The organism is Geobacillus sp. BK01, from assembly GCF_052220245.1.
GTDB lineage: Bacteria > Bacillota > Bacilli > Bacillales > Anoxybacillaceae > Geobacillus.
On sequence record NZ_JBQPTH010000011.1, the window covers coordinates 41,679 to 59,128 of the forward strand.

A 17,450-nucleotide genomic window follows, 5' to 3' on the forward strand; every position below is an offset into this window, starting at 1 on the left:
TATCAACCTGTCGCCAACGGATTGGGCACGGAAACGAAACAATACGTTTTCGCTTCCGGCTGCAGCCGCATTGTTGCCAGCGCCTTATGATCCACGAGCGGCCGGTATAAAGCTTGGCGGTCTTCGTGCACCGCTGTTTGCAGATTCGGATCTTTGGCCAGTTCGTCAAACACTGCATCACATTGGCGGCGGACGCACGTCCAACCTTGTTCTTCAGCGATGCCCCACCGGCGGCAGATGTGGCGGATAATTTCCCCAAGTTGATTTTGAAAGACGGTATAAAACACCTTGTTTTGCGCTTCCCGTAAATCGTCGGTGACCGTGAGCGATCCAGGTTGGACGTCGATGTCAAGCCCTTGGCGTAAAAGGCGCGGCCGGTACAGACGGATGCCTCCCCAGTCGCGAAACAGCAATTTCACCGGTTGCCCTTGCCGAAAGACGGGAACGGTATTTTGCAAATGCCCTTCGAGTCCGATGCCGTACTTGACGAGCAACGTCAAAAAACCGCGGACAGCGATGCCGGCGTACTCGCGAAGAAAGGAAAGCGCCGTTTCCCGGGATGGTGGACGGTTGGTTGCCTTCGCGTACTCTTCGATGATGTCCACGACGACCGGCTGGCCGCTAAATGGTGACATGGCGTATAAGGCGGTTCCGGTGATGGCGATTTCTTCTTCGCCAAGGAAACGATCCGGTCCCTCACGATAAATGACGGATAAATTTCGCGCTTTTGTCGGATCTTCCGAGCGGAACGAGCAGCCGCCGATTTCACAAACGGGAAGAAAGATGCCGGACAGTGCATGTTCCCTTTCTAGAATGGCGCGAAACAGCTGGCTGTATGCGGCGCCGTTGTTGGCCGACTGGGGTGAAATGGACCTGACTGTTGAGGTCATTTGGCTATGGACGGCAGTTTTTATATACAGCGGGGTTTCCTTCGCCAAAACGGTCCGGAACGAGGCGGTCGCCTGCGTCGGGATCGTCACCCCCTCGATCAGCCAAAGGCGTCCATCGCGCAGCTCCTCACGGTAGACGTCCGGAATGATGTGCTCGTATTGCCAAGGATGGACAGGTATGAGCACATAGTCTTCCGGCTTCCGGTTTGCCTGCCGGAAACGTTCCGCCACCGGGCGTCGCAACGACGGGAAGCGGTCGAACAGGAAGGTGTTGGGATCTTCATATCCGTCAAAACGGAAATCGCACAAACTGCGTCGGACGGCGACAATCAGCAGCTGCGGTTCGCCGCCAAATTCCGCCGAGTAGGCGAACACGTCCTCAGGGGACATCGGCAGTTTCGTTTTGGCGCCCGGATGAAGGTGGTGCCCTTCAATGCAAAGCTGTTCGAAAAATAACGCCGGGCAAAACGATGGGTCACGCCGTCGATGTTCAATGTACGCAAACAAGCCGTCAGCTTCCGTCCCCGTCACCTGCCATGTCTTCTCAAAGTGCCAATAGGCAAGTGCCAAATTGGCGGTTCCGTTTTCCAACTCTTTCGCTAGTTGCGCCCATGCGTCTTCCTGGCCGTCCGCTTTCATATGCGGCGCCAACAGGGAAAGGAAGGAGATGGCGTCTTGGACCGTTCGGATGCCGCTGCCGATCCACATGATCTCCTCGCCGATGTCGCATTGGCGAAAAGCCGATTCACCGCGGATCGGGATGAGCAAACATTCGCCCGGCGCAACCGGGAACAGTTTGTAGGTGATTCCTTCTTGCAAGTTGGCATCCGGAAGCCGGCGGACGGCCGGCTCCCATTCCGGCGTCAGCCCGTGCCAATTTGTCATATATACCGAGCCGACCACTCGCAAGTTGTAGGAATGGGAGTACAGACCGAATACGTCTTCCCGCAGCAACGCGGCGACAGTTCGTTGCAAGATCGTTGTCCGCGCCCGAGCGACATGGCGGAAGTAGGCAGAAAGCCGGTCAGGGAACCGTTTCCTGATGAATTCTGCACATTCTTGCTCGTATGGGTAGAGCGTCATATTCGCCGTTGGGGCGAATAAACGGGTGTTCATCGTTCCCATTCCTCCTTTTTCCATTTGGCCAGCGGATTGACCGTTTCAATGAAATGGTTGCGGAGATCATCCGTTAAGCGCATGGCGACGAGCGCTTTCATTGGCAACACCGGGGAAAACAGCGCCTCGCGGTCTTCATTTGCGTGTCTGTTCGCTTCGTTGTCACGGGCAAGCATCGCAAATGTGCGCTCCATTATTTCGGCTGTCGCACGCCAAAACAGCGGCTCTTCGACCGAGAACGACCGGGACAGGCAGGCGATCAGCTCGCCAAGATGGTTGTGAATGACGGCATGAGTGAACGTATGACGCAACTCGGTGATCTCGTCCGTCACGATGCTTGAAAGCGCCAAATCGTGAAGCGGGTAGCGATGGCGCCCGAAACGGCCGGAATGGAGGCGAATTCCTCCTAAATCGCGAACTTGCATCGCTTGAAGCACACCGCGACGGAAGACGGGGACACTGTTTTGCAAGTGAGCTTCCAGGCTGATGCCGTATTTGCACAAAAGGACGAGCAACGGCGGAACGAGCATTTCTGCATATTGCCGGAAAAACCACACAGCCGCTTCGCGCACGGAGCTTGCCCCCTGATTGGCGGCATATTCCTCAACGAGTTCGGCCGCCACCGGCTTGCCGCTTAGGAAGGAAGAAGAAAGAAGCGCCACAGCCGGCATGGCGATATCCCCTTCCACCAGCCCGCGCTCTGGATTGTCCCGGACGATGGCGGACAGCTGTTTGCTGAGCGTTGCCGATTCTTCGCCTGTTCGCCCATCAGGGGAAAAGTAGATGCCTGCTTTTTCGCTGATGATCCGGAAGCGGGGGGCCAGCTGCTCGTTGGTGAGCACATCGTTCAGCCATGCCGATAAGCGCGGCCCGTTGGCAGCGGCGGCCGGCGATACGGTGCGGACGGCGCTTGTCATTTGCACGTTGACCGGCGTTTTCAAATGATCACCGGAAGCGCCCGCGATCATGAATGTGCGCACGGAGACGAGCGGATGGGCACGGAGCGTCCGGCCCTGGATCGGCACGATCGTCTGTTCGTTCAGCTCCTTTTGAAAATATCGTTGGATCGTATGTTTCCACTGCCAAGGGTGGACAGGAATGACGTCATATTCGCGTTCAGAGCGGCCGCATGTCCGCAACGATTCCTGTACAGCGGAACGCAACGTTTCTTCCTGTTCGTAAATCCAGTCCGCCATTCGTTCATAGGAAAAAGAAACGAAACGGCAATGGCGGCGATGCACCGCGACCAAGGGGAGGGCGACGATTGCTTCCCATTCCGGCGAATAGTCGATCACATCTTGGACGCTGAAGCCGAGTCGCGTTTTGGCGCACGGGTGCAACGTATGCCCGTCAACGACCGACTGTTCATAAAAAACAAGCGGGCTGAATGGATGCGGTTGGGCGCGCACCCACTCAAGCGAAGAGGAGTGAACTGTCCCGCGTGGGCCGCGCCGTTCGGCGGCGGCTAAGGCAAGCGCATCATTCACAACACTGTTGGCGATTTCAGCACAAAATCCGTCCCAGTTTGGCATAGGAGCGATCGCCCCTTCGGATCGCAGCAGCTGAAGCAGCTCCAAAGGGGAGAAGAGGGGAGTTTGTCTCTTCCTGTCCAGCAGCCAAAGGCGTGCAACGGTAAACTGCCCAAGGCTGAACCGCTCAGCTGCCGCTGCTTTGATCTGTTTCGTTTCCGAAAGCAGGATGGAAAGTTCCCACTCTTTTCCGGTATACCTCCAGTCAACGCGGTTTGGGCTGATGAGATGTTCGCGGACGAGCGCCTGCAGCAACCGACCGGTGATGCGCCGCCGGCTTTTTGGCAACATAGCCAAAAACAAATGTCCGAGCGCCGGATCGATTCGTTGCAACTGTCGGTATGCTTGTTCTTCCTCATAGAGAAAGACGGTAGACAACTGCAATGTGCTCCCTCCTCTTATGAAAACGATTATCAATATCGGTAAACATCATAATATAAATGATTATCATTTTCAATATGGTGCAAAAAAAACCTCCTTTTGATGCAAAGCGGAGAAGAGGAAGATAAGAAAAACGGACTATTCCTCCTTGGCGGCGGGGGGCATTGGACTATTCTGCTGAGAAGGCCGGGCAAAAGAAAAAACGGAAGCTCCGTGTTCGGAGCTTCCGTTTTTCAGCGCGCGGCTCATCTTTCCCAAATGGCGTTGGCCAATAGGCGGAACAAATAGTCCGTATGGTCGCGGAAGCCAGCCTCAAGCCCGATCAAGGTGACGTCAGCGTTTTGTTCACGGACGATGACGGCAGCCCCTTGGGCGGCGCTGCGGTTTTTCCAATGGCCGGCCTTGAAAAAGCCTGGAGTATTGTCAAACGTTGCTTCAACGATGTCATTGCCGGTGTTCGTATACCATACCGGGCGGTATACAAAGCCGATATCGTCCTGTCCGTAACCGGCTGTCGTTCCTTTGCCGCTGTAGTCGACGCGGACGATGCCGTTGCTGTTCGAGCCGCCGACATTAATCGTGTCGTCGGTGAGCCCGAGCGTTTTCGTCGCTCTTGATGCTCCGGCGCCGACAGCGATGTATTTGCCGCCATCGTTCACAAAAGCGGTGACGTGTTGCTTGAAGGCATTGTACTCATCAGCATTTTGCAAGCCGAATTCTTTGTTGGCCGCGCTCAAGTTCAGAGAAATTACGTTTTCCGTCCCGCTGTAAACAAAGACGTCAAACCCGTCCAGCCCGTTTGCCGCCACTTCGGACGGCGTCAGTTCGGTCACTTGAAAGCCGAGCCGCTGCAACGCCAGTTTCGTGCCGGAATGGGACTGCTGCTTATTCATGCGCCCATAATGGCGTTATATTGCCAGCGCACGCCGTCCCAGTCGTTTGGCGGCGCTTCGAGCGTATGGCCGTACGCGCCGTGGTACATGGCGTACATCGGCGTGAAAATCGGCGGATAGTCATCCCAGCCGGCCGTATCATCGCGATACGGGATATAGACGCCTTCCATCGACTTGTACAGTTCTCTTTGGTAGGACGCCTTGTCGGCCAAAATTTCTGCTTCCATCGCTTTTGCTTGTTCGAGCGCCCATTTGATATATAAATCGTATTCATAGTTTGGATTGTGCGGCGGCGTGCAAGGTTCAATCAATCCTTGCAAGTTTGGCCCGTCATTTTTCACATAGCCGTGTGTATCAAGAAACACCATCGGATTCCATTCTTTAATGGGTTCCACCGTTTGTTTTCTTGGTTGAACAGGCTGCCCGTTTGTTCTTCGAATGCGTTGACGTTCGTCCATTTGACCGGCTCGGCGTGCACAGCCGCCCAAGGGGAAAGCGCCAACAAACTGACGGCAAGCGCACCGCCAATCATTTTCTTTTTGTCCATGGATGATCTTCCGTTCTATTGATCTAGAAAATGAATATTTATGAGGTAATCGTTATTTTAATACAATTCCTGTTTGCTGGAAATACAATTTTTTAATGAAGGAGATCCAGCTGGACATAAAGAAGGAAAACCGACGCACGTTGACGAATATGTCAATGCTATAGTAATAGTGAAAAACTTTTTGACAATAGAAAAAAGGAGGAGAAAGGGTTGTCGTTAAGCGCTTATATCATTCGCACGATGTTCGTCGTCATCCCCGGCACGGCGGCGATCGGCCTTGCGATATGCTTGGCTAATGGCATTCGCGGGGCGGCGTTTTGGTGGACGCTTGCCGCCACCTTGTTGTTCGGGGCGGTGGTTGGCTTAGTTTCATCAACGCTCAACTACCGGCGGTTTGTCGCGCCGATCGCTATCATCAATGAACATGTAAGCAAAATGACAGAGGGGGACTTGAAGACGCGCGTGCCGCTGGACAGCGTGCAGCAGCTGCGGCCGATCGCGGCTGCGTTCAACCGTATGGCCGATGCATGGCAGGAAGTGATGGGCCGCGTGCAGCACCATGCCGAAGAGGTGGCGCAAGTGTCCGGCCAGTTGGCCGCTGTCGCTGAGCAGACGACAAAAGCGACAGAACAAATTGCGGCCGCGATGGAAACGATGGCCTCGCACGCCGAGGAGCAGGCAAAGGCCGCCCGCGGTACGGCGATGGCTATCAATGACATTTCGAAAACATTGGACGAAGTTGCCCTTCACACGAAAGAAGTGTCGCACAACGCCCGGGAAACAGCGGCCAAAGCGCAGGACGGCAAACAGTCTGTGACGCAAATGTCTGAGCAAATGCAGTTCATTTACGACCATGTTCAATCGCTCGGCCAGGTCGTCCAAAGGCTCGGGGAGCGCTCGAATGAGATTGGGCAAATCACGGAAGCGATCACGGGCATCGCGTCACAGACGAACTTGCTGGCGCTAAATGCGGCGATCGAAGCGGCGCGCGCCGGCGAACAAGGAAAAGGGTTCGCCGTCGTCGCCGGCGAAGTGCGAAAACTGGCCGAACAGTCGGCGCGCTCGGCGCAGCAAATCTCCAAGCTGATCGGTCACATTCAAGAGGAAACGAAGCGGGCGATCGCGTCGGCTGAGCGGGTCGTCGCTGAAGTGGCGCAAGGGCTTGACGCCGTCGCCGCTGCCGGCCAGTCGTTCGCCGAGATTCGCGCGGCCGTCGATCAAGTGAGCGAACAAATTGGACAAGCATCGTCTGCGATTGAACAAATGACGGGCCGCGCCCGCCAAGTGGATGACGCACTCCAACAGATGACCAATATCGTTGAACAGTCAGCGGCCGGCGCTGCGAACGTATCGGCATCCACTCAGGAGCAAATGGCTTCCGTCGAGGAAATCGCCTCTTCCTCGGCAGCGCTCGGCCGGATGGCGGACGAGATGCGGACGATGCTCAAGCAATTTTCGGTGTGAGGCGGGAAAAAGCGAGTTTGCCAAGGAAAGAAGGCTTGATGCGCCAGCTGTCATATGGAATAAAATGGTTTGCATACGTGCCTGTTATGCAGTAAAATGAAAGGAAAGTCAGTCATCATTGTTATACGCTCATCTGCTAGGGGAGTCCGGGAGCCGGGCTGAGAAAAGAACGCGATGAAGTTCTTTGACCCTTTGAACCTGATCTGGGTCATGCCAGCGTAGGGAAGCAGGCAGCGGGAACAAATGGACGCACAGGCTGTTCATTTGGCCTTTTTGCCTTGATCGGGTTCCGTTTTGCGGAACCCGTTTTTGCGTAAATAGCCCCTGTTTTTGCCTCTCTTTTCGTTGGTGCGGCTGCAGATCCCAAACAAAATGTTTAAGGAGGAAAGCCGCATGGAAAACATTCGCTCGTTCATGTCATTTCCAGCCAGCCGCAAAGTGTACATCGAAGGATCACGGCCTGATGTGCGCGTGCCGATGAGAGAGATCGCCTTGTCGCCGACGAAAACGCCGCAAGGGACGGTGGAAAACGAATCGGTGCGCGTCTATGACACAACCGGTCCATACACTGATCCCGATTTTGAGCCGGACGTAGAAAAAGGATTGCCGCTTCTTCGCCGCAACTGGATTTTTGAGCGCGGCGATGTCGAAGAAGTGAAGCCATTAGCAGCCGCCGGTGTCCGCCCGCTGCCGTTCGTGCGCCGTCCGCTGCGGGCAAAATCGGGGAAAACAGTGACGCAAATGCATTACGCCAAACAGGGGATCATCACTCCGGAGATGGAGTTTGTTGCGATTCGCGAACAACTTGATCCGGAAATCGTTCGCCAGGAAGTGGCGGCCGGCCGGGCGATCATTCCGGCGAACATTAATCACCCTGAGAGTGAGCCGATGATCATCGGCCGCCGTTTTCATGTGAAAATTAACGCCAATATCGGCAACTCGGCCGTTTCTTCCTCGATTGAAGATGAAGTGGAAAAGCTGCTTTGGGCGGTGCGCTGGGGCGCCGATACGGTCATGGATTTGTCGACCGGCAAGCACATTCATGAGACGCGCGAGTACATCATCCGCAATTCGCCGGTGCCGATTGGAACCGTGCCGATTTACCAGGCGCTTGAGAAAGTAGGCGGCGTGCCGGAGAAGTTAACGTGGGACGTGTATCGCGAGACGTTGATTGAACAGGCCGAACAAGGGGTCGACTATATGACGATCCACGCCGGTGTGCGGCTTCGTTACATTCCGCTCACCGCCAACCGGACGACCGGCATCGTCTCGCGCGGCGGCTCGATCATCGCCCAATGGTGTTTGGCCCACCATGAAGAAAACTTTTTGTATACGCATTTTGAAGACATTTGCGAAATTTTGAAACAATACGATGTTGCGATTTCCCTTGGCGACGGCTTGCGCCCAGGCTCCATTGCCGATGCGAATGACGAAGCGCAGTTTGCCGAACTGGAGACGCTCGGCGAGCTGACGAAAATCGCCTGGGAGCATGATGTGCAAGTGATGATCGAAGGGCCGGGGCATATCCCAATGCAGAAAATTCGTGAAAATGTCGAGCGGGAACAGGAAATTTGCCATGGGGCGCCGTTTTATACGTTAGGGCCGCTTGTCACCGATATCGCACCGGGATACGACCACATCACGTCAGCGATTGGTGCCGCGATCATCGGTGCTTACGGGACGGCGATGCTTTGCTATGTGACGCCGAAAGAACATTTAGGGCTGCCAAATAAAGAGGATGTACGCGCCGGAGTCGTGGCGTATAAAATCGCCGCCCATGCGGCTGATCTGGCGAAAGGGCATCCGGCCGCCCAGCAGCGCGACGATGCGCTCTCGAAAGCGCGCTTTGAGTTTCGCTGGAACGACCAGTTCAACTTGTCGCTTGATCCGGAACGGGCCCGCGAGTACCATGATGAAACGTTGCCGGCCGAGGCGGCGAAAACAGCTCATTTTTGTTCGATGTGCGGGCCGAAGTTTTGCTCAATGAACATTTCGCACGAGCTGCAGCGGAAAATCAAAGAGGAAGGGATGAAAGAAAAGGCCGCCGAATTTGTGCGCGGCGGTTCATCGCTATATCAGTAAGAAATGGGCGGCATCACATGCAAGCTGGGCGCCCGCCGGCGCCCGGCTTTTTGAAACTGACGGATGCGCCTTCGCTTTCCGGAAGGCGAAAGACCGGATTGCGGTGAGCCGCACGCACTTCATCCCATTCGATCCTGGTATGCGGGTTGCGGTTTGGCGTTCAGGCAAGCCGGGGCGTATGGACTCGTTCCGCCGCTACTATTCTAATTCTTTCACATTGATAATAAAATATTTTACAAGAAGAGAAATCGCGTTTCCGTTCAACTGTTTTCACCGGTTAGACTCGTTCCCGGGCTTTAGCCGCGATCCGCCTCGTTGCTTGTCCGCCCCGCGCCGCAAATGATAAAGCCGAAAGGGGAGAGGCCGCGATGAAGACGGCTTCCGATCTTGTAAAAGGAATGCCGCCGTATTTGTTTTCCGCTTTGGAGCGAAAAAAAGCGGAGCTTGTCCAGAAAGGAATCGATGTGATCGATCTGGGCATCGGCGCGCCGGATTTGCCGCCGCCGCCATTTGTGATTGACGCTCTGAAACGCGAGCTTGATGACCCGCGCAACTACACGTATTCTCCGTATGCAGGCTGCCGCGAATACCGCGAGGCGGTTGCCGCTTTTTATAAGCAACAGTATGGCGTCGAGCTGGATCCGGATACGGAAGTGCTCGCTTTGATCGGCTCGAAAGAAGGGATTGTCCATTTATTGCAGGCGCTCATCGATCCGGGCGATGCGGTGCTGATTCCGAATCCGGGCTACCCGGTGTACCGCACCGCCGTCCATCTCGCCCGCGGGACGCCGCTTGAATTGCCGCTTGATGCCGCTCATGACTACGCACCACAATTTTCCGCTGTTGATCCGTCCACTTACGATCGCATCAATATCATGCTGCTAAACTATCCAAGCAATCCGACAGCTTCTATGGCGACGGTTGATGTATTCGCTGAGGCGGTGGCGCTGGCGAATAAGCACCAGTTTCTCATCGCCCACGATTCCGCGTATTCGCTGCTGACGTTTGGCGATGCCCGGGCTCCGAGCGTGCTGCAAGTTGACGGCGCGAAAGACGTGGCCGTCGAGTTTGGCTCTTTGTCCAAAAGCTATAACATGGCGGGCTGCCGCATCGGCTATATCGTCGGCAACCGGGATGTCATCCGGGCGCTGGCGGTCCTAAAAGGAAACATCGATACGTGCCAGTTTTTAGCGGTGCAAAAAGCGGCGGCCGCTGCGCTGCGGGGCGGAATTGAAGCGGCGAAAGAGAACAGCCGCATCTATGAGGAACGGATGAAGGCGATGACGGCGGCGCTTTGGAAAATGGGCGTGCCCGTCCGGCCGCCGCAGGCGACGTTTTTCTTGTGGGTGCCGACAGCGGTCGGCTGCTCCGCCGCCGAGTTTGCCGCCCGGCTGCTTGATGAAGCCGGGGTGATCGTGACGCCGGGGACGGCGTTTGGCTCGGGCGGGGAAGGGTATGTCCGCGTTTCGCTCGCCGCCCCGCTTGAGCGGCTGCTTGAAGCGGCGCAGCGCTGGGCGGCGATCGATTGGGAGGGACGGTCATGACAAAACGGGTGATGCGCGGTCTTTCTGTCCCGCGGGCGATGATCGAATGTTTCAAGCAAGAAGGCATTTCCCACTTATTTTGTGTGCCGGGGGAAAGTTATTTGCCGCTGTTGGATGCGTTATATGACGAGCCAACGCTCCGGCTCATCTCCGCCCGCCATGAAGGCGGGGCGGTGTTTATGGCCGAAGCGTATGCGAAAGCATCCGGCAAGCCGGGAGTGGTGCTGGCGACGCGCGCGGTCGGCGCCGCCAACTTGGCGATTGGCGTCCATACGGCGCGCCAAGATTCGACGCCGCTCGTCGTCTTTTTGGGGCAGGTGCACCGCCGGTTTCGCGGCCGCGAAGGGTTTCAAGAAGTTGAATTGGATGAATGGTTCCGGCCGCTCGCAAAGTGGGCGGTTGAAATCGATGATCCGGAGCGCGTGCCGGAGTTGGTGCAGCGGGCGTTTCGGGTGGCGAAAACAGGCCGTCCCGGGCCGGTCGTCGTTTCGATCCCGGAAGATGTATTTACAGAAACCGTTGCGGAGGCGGTGTTGATGGCGATGGACGCGCCGCGCCCGGCCCCGGCTGAGGAGAAGCTGCGGCAGATAGAAGCGGCGCTTGCCGCCGCCCGTCGGCCGCTCATTGTCGCCGGCGGCGGCGTCAAACGAGCCCGCGCCGAGCAACCGTTGCGCCTCGTGGCGGAACAATATTCCCTCCCAGTCGCTGCGGCGTTCCGCCGCCATGACGTGTTTCCGCACGACCATCCACTTTATGTCGGCCATCTTGGCCTCGGGGCGCCGGCGGCGGTGGTCGAAACGGCAAGGAGCGCTGATCTTCTTTTAGCGGTCGGCACGCGGTTGTCGGAAGTGACGACGCAAGATTTCACGTGGCCGTTGCCGCATCAGACGCTTATTCATATCGATATAGACGGGGAAGCGCTTGGCAAAGTGTTCCCGGCGGATATCGCCGTTATGGCGGATGCCCGCGAGGCTTTGCTTGCGCTGCTCGGACGGAACATCGCCCCGTCATGGAGCGAATGGGCCGCTGCCCGCCGACGTGCCTATGAGGCGACCGCGATGTTGCCGCAGCCGCCGCGAAATATACAAGAAGCGGTCATCGCCGTGCTGCAGGCCGAGCTGCCGGATGATGGCGTCATCACGAATGACGCCGGCAACTTTGTCGGCTGGCTGCATACCTTTTTCCCGTTCCGTGACCGGCACGTGTATATCGGGCCGACATCCGGGGCGATGGGGTACGGGCTGCCGGCTGCCATCGGTGCCAAGCTCGCTGAGCCAAAACGGGTGGTCGTTTCCTTATCAGGCGATGGCGGGTTTTTAATGACAGCGGCTGAGCTCGAGACCGCTTCCCGCTACGGCATTCCTGTCATTAGTCTCGTCTTTAACAACCGGATGTATGGAACGATTCGCATGCACCAGGAGCTGCACTTTCCGCGGCGGGTGATTGCGAGCGAGCTGGGCGAGGTGTCGTTTGCCAAGTTGGCGACGGCGTTGGGCGCTGACGGCGTCACGGTGAAGACGGGCGACGAATTTGCGGCCGCTTTTAAACAGGCGCTGACAGCAGTGAAGCCGACGGTGATTGAAATCATGACGGAGCCGGAACAGCTGTCCGTGGCGATGCGGCTGCCCGCTCCGTAATAGCGAGAATAGCGAGGTGCCCAAAGGAGGCATGCGCATTTCCATATGCGGTGAGAGCCCGGCTGGATGGCAACAGCTTGGTGCGGCGCCGGTGAAAAAGGAGATTGCCGCCGGCAGTCGAACTGGAATAAAGTGCAAAGGAGGATGACGATGAAAGCATGGAACTTTATTGATGGTGAATGGAAAGCGGCTTCAAGCGGCCAACGGGCGTCGGTAATCAACCCGGCGAACGGAGAGGTGATTGGCGAAGCGGCGTTGTCGACCGCCGCTGATATCGACGCGGCTGTCAAGGCGGCAAAAGCGGCGCAAAAGCAATGGGCGCTCGTGCCGGCTCCGAAGCGCGCGGAAGTGTTATACCGGGTCGGGAGCTTGCTAAAGGAGCGGAAAGAACAATTGGCCCGGCTGTTGACGATGGAAATGGGCAAAGTGATTGAGGAAGCGCGCGGCGAAGTGCAGGAAGGCATCGATATGGCGTTTTACATGGCGGGGGAAGGGCGGCGGTTGTTTGGCGATACGACGCCGTCTGAGTTGAAAGACAAGTTTGCGATGAGCGTCCGCGTGCCGGTGGGGGTTGTCGGCATCATTACCCCTTGGAACTTCCCGATCGCCATCGCGACGTGGAAGTCGTTTCCTGCGATCGTCGCCGGCAATGCGGTCGTTTGGAAGCCGGCGCTTGAAACTCCGTTTATGGCGCGCGAACTGGCTGCGATTTTCGCTGAAGCAGGACTTCCTCGTGGAGTGTTCAATGTCGTTCACGGCGACGGGCCAACGGCAGGCGGTGCGCTTGTTGAGCATCCGGACGTGCCGGTCATTTCGTTTACCGGTTCGAATGACGTCGGCCGGCAAATCGCCGAGAAGTGTGGGCGCTTGCTGAAAAAAGTGTCGCTGGAAATGGGCGGGAAAAACGCGGTCATTGTGATGGATGACGCGGATTTAACATTGGCGGTCGACGGCATCATCTGGAGCGCGTTCGGCACATCGGGCCAGCGGTGCACGGCATGCAGCCGGGTCATCGTCCATGAGCGGGTCAAGCCGGAGCTCGAGCGGCGCCTGCTGGAAGCGGTAAAAACGCTGACCATCGGCAATGGATTGGATGAAACGGTCAAAGTCGGCCCGGTCATCCACGAAGAGGCGCTGCAAAAGATCGACCGCTACGTGCGCCTTGGCGTAGAAGAAGGGGCGAAATTGTTAATTGGCGGCCATCGATTGCGCGATGACGCCTATGCGCGCGGCTTTTACTACGCGCCGACCATTTTTACGGATGTGACGCCGTCGATGCGCATTGCCCGCGAAGAAATTTTTGGCCCGGTCGTGTCCATCCTTTCCGTCGGCAGTTTGGAAGAGGCGATCGCCGTCAACAACAGCGTTGATTACGGGCTGTCGAGCGCCATTTTCACCCGTGATGTCAATAACGTGTTTCGAGCGATGCGCGATTTGGACACCGGCATCGTGTATGTCAACGCCGGCACGACAGGGGCGGAAATTCATTTGCCGTTTGGCGGCACGAAAGGGACGGGCAACGGTCATCGCGACTCCGGCGTCGCTGCGCTCGATGTGTTTACCGAGTGGCGGAGCATTTATGTCGATTTCAGCGGCAAGCTGCAGCGGGCGCAAATTGATACGGGCGATTGAACGGGCGGGCTGTCTGCCCGGGCAGCCGCAACGATGGCGGCCGATAAAAGCGGTCCATACAGACTCGGGCAAGATGCCGCATTTGCCATAGCGGCAGCCAAAAGGCAGCAAGCGGTTGGATACAAGCAACAAAACGGCAACAAAGGGGGAACGAACGGTGAGAATGCTCGTGCTTGGCGCCGGGTTGATGGGCAAAGAAGCGGCGCGCGATTTAGTGCAAAGCAAGGACGTCGAGGCTGTGACGCTTGCCGATGTCGACCGGGATAGGGCGGAGCAGGTTAAGAGTCAACTTCAATCGGCAAAACTGACCGCCGTTCGGGTCGATGCAGGCGATCCGAAACAACTCGCGGCGGCGATGAAAGGGCATGACGTGGTTGTCAACGCCTTGTTTTACCGCTTCAATGAAACGGTGGCGAAAACAGCGATCAAAATGGGCGTCCATTCGGTCGATTTAGGCGGCCATATCGGCCATATTACCGACCGGGTGCTTGAGATGCACGAGGAGGCTCAAAATGCAGGGGTGACGATCATTCCGGATCTTGGCGTCGCGCCGGGGATGATCAACATTTTGTCCGGCTATGGGGCAAGCCAGCTTGATGAAGTTGAGTCAATCCAACTGTATGTTGGGGGGATTCCCGTCCGTCCCGAGCCGCCGCTTGAGTACAACCATGTGTTTTCTTTAGCAGGGCTGCTTGACCATTACACCGATCCGTCTCTCATCATCCGTGACGGCCAAAAGCGGGAAGTACCGTCGCTTTCCGAAGTGGAACCGATTTATTTCGACCGGTTCGGACCGCTTGAAGCGTTCCATACTTCAGGAGGGACGTCGACGCTCTCGCGCTCGTTTCCGAACTTGAAGCGGCTCGAGTACAAAACGATTCGTTACCGCGGCCATGCAGAAAAATTCAAGCTGCTCGTCGATTTGAATTTGACGCGCAACGATATGGAAGTCAACGTGAACGGCCAAACAGTCAAACCGCGCGATGTGCTGCTCGCCGTGTTGACGCCGCTCCTTGATTTGAAAGGAAAAGACGATGTCGTCTTGCTTCGGGTCATCGTCGGCGGCCGAAAAGGCGGGAAGGAAACGGTGTTCGAATACGAGACCGTCACGTTTAATGACCGTGAAAACAAAGTGACGGCGATGGCGCGCACAACCGCCTATACGATTTCCGTTGTCGCCCAGCTGATCGGCCGCGGGGTGATTACGAAGCGCGGCGTCTATCCACCCGAGCAAGCCGTGCCAGGAGAGGTGTATATTGAGGAAATGAAAAGGCGCGGGGTCGTGATTAGCGAGAAACAAACGATTCGCCCTTGCTAAAAGGGGAGGGAACGAATGAACAGCAGCCGATGGGAAGCCGCGTGAAATCCACACAGGCTGCCAATAGAAAAGCGCCCGTTTTCAGGCGAAAACGGGCGCTGACCCATGCCAGCCGGCCGGTCTGCCAGTTTGCGTCAAGTTGTGCTGTTTTTGCCTTATCTTTTGTGGTCAGACTGTTTTCGTCGCTGACGGCTCGCGTTTGCGCCAGGCAAGAAAGAGAAAAGCGACAAGCGACAGCGCCATGGCCACGATAAACGGCGCCTTCGCCGAAACGGCGTGGCCGATGACGCCCGACAGCACGGGAGCGATGGCGGCGCCCATCCAACGGACAAAATTGTACATGCCGGAGGTGACTCCGCGTTCGTACGGCGACGTTTCCATCACATAGCTTGTAAACAGCGCGTTGTTTAATCCAGAGATGAGCCCTGATAAAATAATGAGGGCGGTCATGAGCCACGTTTGTTCAACGGCGGCCAACAGCAGCAACAGCACGGCAAACAGCAGCAAGCTGTATGGCAACACTTGCTTTGGTTCATATTTTTTCTCGAGCTGATGGGCCAACACCGCCGAGCCGTAAGCAAGGCAAAGCCCCCAGCCGAAGAAAACGAGGCCGATTTGGATGGCCGACAGTCCAATGATCAAAGGCGAGTATGCCAAGACGACAAAAAAGCCGTAATAGTAAAGCATGCTGCCGACCGCCCCTTTTAAAAACGGCGGGAACGAAAGCAAGCGCCGCATTTCTTGCAGGCCGACCGCTTTTTTCGGTTTTCCTTTGTTCGGATCATAGACGAAAAAGGTGACGAGCAAAAAGGCGATGAAAATCAAGATGCTCGTGCCGATAAACGGGTAGCGCCATGAATGTTGGCCAAGCAGCCCGCCGACGAGCGGTCCGCCGGCCATGCCGAGGCCGATGGCTGCCTCATACAAGCCGACGGCGGTGCTTGCCTGCGGCGTTAAGGCGATGAGCAGCGTCATGGCCGTCGCGAAAAACGTCGCATTGCCCAATCCCCAGCCGGCGCGGAACATCGACAGCTGCGGAATAGTAGAGGCAAAGCCGCACAACAATGAAAAAATCGTAACGAGGCCGAGCCCGATCACCATCATTTGTTTATCGCCGACACGGCTGACAACAAGCCCGACCGGAATCATCATCACCGCCATCGTCAAAATGTAGGCGGTAAACAACATTTCCACTTGCCAATGGGTGGCGCCGATGCTTTCGGCGATGACCGGCAAAATCGGGTCAACAACCCCGATGCCCATGAACGCCAAAAAGGCGGCGGCGACGGTAATCCACCGCGCCCTTGTTTGTCTTCCTTCCTCCACTATTCTTCTCTCCTCTCTTGCAAGATGGCGTCTATTCGTTTGGCCATTTGTTCCAACTCTTGTTTAAATGCCATCATTTTCTCCATTTTGTCATCAAGCATGGAGATTTGTCGGTGCAGCCCGGCGGCCATTTGTTCGAGCTCGCGCCGCTGTTCGCTGCCGGCGGCGGCGTGGCGATATTCTTCCCGATGGGTCTTGATTTTTTCCTTCAACGCCAAAAAGTGCTGCAGCTCTTGAAGCGAAAAACCGAGCACTTCACGGGCGGCGACAATATTTTTCAACTGTTCGATGTCGTCGGCTGTATACAGGCGCGTGCCGCCTTCGCTGCGCGCCGGCGGTTTGATCAGACCGATCTCCTCGTAATAGCGGATCGTCCGTTTTGTTAAGCCGGTTGCTTTGGCGACGTCATCGATCTTGAATCGTTCCATTCGGGGCCCCTCGCTTTACCGTGATCACGATCGTTTTCACAAATATAACATTAACGTGAACGTTATATTTTTGTCAATAGGCATTTGGAATGGAATGGAAAAATACATGACAGAAAAAAACGGATGACCCGGCAAAGTGCGGAACATCCGTTGGGGGTAAGAAGAAGTCAAAAATCGGTTTTTGCTTTTTTGGCGGCGAGCGCTTCTTTCACCGCCGCTTCGATTTCTTGATAGCTTGTGCAGCGGCAAATGTTCGACTCGAGCCATTCTTGAATCGTCGCATCATCGGCGTCCGGATGCCGCTCAATGAGCGCGTGGGCGTTCATAATAAAGCCCGGCGTGCAATAGCCGCATTGAAAGGCGAAGTGGCGGACGAAGGCGTGCTGGATGGGCGCCCTGTTAAGCCCTTCAACAGTCGTGATTTGTTTGCCGACCGTTTCGATGGCCAGCATCATGCACGATTTGACCGGCGTGCCGTCGACTAGGACGGTGCAGGCGCCGCAATCGCCGTTTAAACAGCCCGGTTTGGCGCCGGTCAGGCCAAGCCCGCCGCGCAGGACAAACAACAGTGTGTCAGCGTGACGGGCGGCGACCGTCCGTTGTTCCCCGTTAACGTGCAGCACGAGCTCCCGCTTGGCCGTTTCTTCCATGTCCGTGCGTTGA

Annotated in this window: 14 protein-coding genes and 1 riboswitch; of the genes, 6 read left to right on the forward strand and 8 right to left on the reverse strand. The window is 56.5% G+C overall.

Annotated features, from left to right (window positions below):
- Window positions 1-2: 2 nt before the first annotated feature.
- The 5 genes from ACTVDO_RS12070 to ACTVDO_RS12090 form a co-directional block, all read right to left on the reverse strand.
- Window positions 3-2,006 carry an IucA/IucC family protein gene (locus ACTVDO_RS12070; protein ID WP_442901605.1) on the reverse strand — a complete coding sequence of 668 codons (2,004 nt, stop codon included), beginning with the start codon at window positions 2,004-2,006 and terminating at the stop codon, window positions 3-5.
- Complete coding sequence (locus ACTVDO_RS12075; RefSeq protein ID WP_442901606.1) at window positions 2,003-3,919, reverse strand: IucA/IucC family protein; 1,917 nt, start codon at window positions 3,917-3,919, stop codon at window positions 2,003-2,005. The genes ACTVDO_RS12070 and ACTVDO_RS12075 overlap by 4 nt, the downstream gene beginning before the upstream one ends.
- Window positions 3,920-4,161: 242 nt before the next feature.
- On the reverse strand, window positions 4,162-4,809 hold the full coding sequence (locus tag ACTVDO_RS12080; protein WP_023817448.1) for a hypothetical protein: 648 nt from the start codon (window positions 4,807-4,809) through the stop codon (window positions 4,162-4,164).
- Window positions 4,806-5,204, reverse strand: coding sequence for a hypothetical protein (locus ACTVDO_RS12085; protein ID WP_235183444.1), 399 nt, complete (start codon window positions 5,202-5,204; stop codon window positions 4,806-4,808). The genes ACTVDO_RS12080 and ACTVDO_RS12085 overlap by 4 nt, the downstream gene beginning before the upstream one ends.
- Window positions 5,147-5,356, reverse strand: coding sequence for a hypothetical protein (locus ACTVDO_RS12090; protein ID WP_020958580.1), 210 nt, complete (start codon window positions 5,354-5,356; stop codon window positions 5,147-5,149). The genes ACTVDO_RS12085 and ACTVDO_RS12090 overlap by 58 nt, the downstream gene beginning before the upstream one ends.
- A gap of 210 nt (window positions 5,357-5,566) precedes the next feature.
- Between ACTVDO_RS12090 and ACTVDO_RS12095 the strand changes: the two genes are divergently transcribed.
- The 6 genes from ACTVDO_RS12095 (at window position 5,567) to ACTVDO_RS12120 (ending at window position 15,033) form a co-directional block, all read left to right on the forward strand.
- Complete coding sequence (locus ACTVDO_RS12095) at window positions 5,567-6,820, forward strand: methyl-accepting chemotaxis protein (RefSeq protein WP_020958581.1); 1,254 nt, start codon at window positions 5,567-5,569, stop codon at window positions 6,818-6,820.
- 128 nt (window positions 6,821-6,948) lie between these two features.
- Window positions 6,949-7,062, forward strand: a riboswitch (TPP riboswitch).
- Between the two features lie 151 nt (window positions 7,063-7,213).
- Window positions 7,214-8,902 carry a phosphomethylpyrimidine synthase ThiC gene (thiC, locus tag ACTVDO_RS12100; RefSeq protein ID WP_442901607.1) on the forward strand — a complete coding sequence of 563 codons (1,689 nt, stop codon included), beginning with the start codon at window positions 7,214-7,216 and terminating at the stop codon, window positions 8,900-8,902.
- A 368-nt stretch (window positions 8,903-9,270) separates the two neighbouring features.
- Window positions 9,271-10,446 carry an aminotransferase class I/II-fold pyridoxal phosphate-dependent enzyme gene (locus ACTVDO_RS12105; protein ID WP_442901608.1) on the forward strand — a complete coding sequence of 392 codons (1,176 nt, stop codon included), beginning with the start codon at window positions 9,271-9,273 and terminating at the stop codon, window positions 10,444-10,446.
- Window positions 10,443-12,083 carry a thiamine pyrophosphate-dependent enzyme gene (locus ACTVDO_RS12110; protein ID WP_442901609.1) on the forward strand — a complete coding sequence of 547 codons (1,641 nt, stop codon included), beginning with the start codon at window positions 10,443-10,445 and terminating at the stop codon, window positions 12,081-12,083. Before ACTVDO_RS12105 ends, ACTVDO_RS12110 begins: the two co-directional genes overlap by 4 nt.
- 150 nt (window positions 12,084-12,233) lie before the next feature.
- Window positions 12,234-13,715 carry an aldehyde dehydrogenase family protein gene (locus ACTVDO_RS12115; RefSeq protein WP_020958587.1) on the forward strand — a complete coding sequence of 494 codons (1,482 nt, stop codon included), beginning with the start codon at window positions 12,234-12,236 and terminating at the stop codon, window positions 13,713-13,715.
- A 157-nt stretch (window positions 13,716-13,872) separates the two neighbouring features.
- Window positions 13,873-15,033: a saccharopine dehydrogenase family protein gene (locus tag ACTVDO_RS12120; protein WP_020958588.1), complete on the forward strand. Its 1,161-nt coding sequence runs from the start codon at window positions 13,873-13,875 to the stop codon at window positions 15,031-15,033.
- A gap of 168 nt (window positions 15,034-15,201) precedes the next feature.
- On the opposite strand, the gene ACTVDO_RS12125 is transcribed toward ACTVDO_RS12120, so the two are convergent.
- The 3 genes from ACTVDO_RS12125 to ACTVDO_RS12135 form a co-directional block, all read right to left on the reverse strand.
- The gene (locus ACTVDO_RS12125) at window positions 15,202-16,359 is read right to left on the reverse strand and encodes an MFS transporter (protein ID WP_442901610.1); all 1,158 of its coding nucleotides are present in this window, start codon (window positions 16,357-16,359) and stop codon (window positions 15,202-15,204) included.
- Window positions 16,359-16,787 (reverse strand): MerR family transcriptional regulator, encoded by a 429-nt coding sequence (locus tag ACTVDO_RS12130; protein WP_020958590.1) that lies wholly within the window; start codon window positions 16,785-16,787, stop codon window positions 16,359-16,361. The genes ACTVDO_RS12125 and ACTVDO_RS12130 overlap by 1 nt, the downstream gene beginning before the upstream one ends.
- Window positions 16,788-16,954: 167 nt before the next feature.
- On the reverse strand, window positions 16,955-17,437 hold the full coding sequence (locus tag ACTVDO_RS12135; RefSeq protein ID WP_020958591.1) for a (2Fe-2S)-binding protein: 483 nt from the start codon (window positions 17,435-17,437) through the stop codon (window positions 16,955-16,957).
- Between the last annotated feature and the right edge of the window lie 13 nt (window positions 17,438-17,450).

Coding starts and splice junctions, on each gene's coding strand:
- ACTVDO_RS12070 (WP_442901605.1), bottom strand. CDS start 2,006: ATGAACACCCGTTTATTCGCCCCAACGGCGAATATGACGCTCTACCCA.
- ACTVDO_RS12080 (WP_023817448.1), bottom strand. CDS start 4,809: ATGAATAAGCAGCAGTCCCATTCCGGCACGAAACTGGCGTTGCAGCGG.
- ACTVDO_RS12090 (WP_020958580.1), bottom strand. CDS start 5,356: ATGGACAAAAAGAAAATGATTGGCGGTGCGCTTGCCGTCAGTTTGTTG.
- thiC (WP_442901607.1), top strand. CDS start 7,214: ATGGAAAACATTCGCTCGTTCATGTCATTTCCAGCCAGCCGCAAAGTG.
- ACTVDO_RS12105 (WP_442901608.1), top strand. CDS start 9,271: ATGAAGACGGCTTCCGATCTTGTAAAAGGAATGCCGCCGTATTTGTTT.
- ACTVDO_RS12110 (WP_442901609.1), top strand. CDS start 10,443: ATGACAAAACGGGTGATGCGCGGTCTTTCTGTCCCGCGGGCGATGATC.
- ACTVDO_RS12115 (WP_020958587.1), top strand. CDS start 12,234: ATGAAAGCATGGAACTTTATTGATGGTGAATGGAAAGCGGCTTCAAGC.
- ACTVDO_RS12130 (WP_020958590.1), bottom strand. CDS start 16,787: ATGGAACGATTCAAGATCGATGACGTCGCCAAAGCAACCGGCTTAACA.
- ACTVDO_RS12135 (WP_020958591.1), bottom strand. CDS start 17,437: ATGGAAGAAACGGCCAAGCGGGAGCTCGTGCTGCACGTTAACGGGGAA.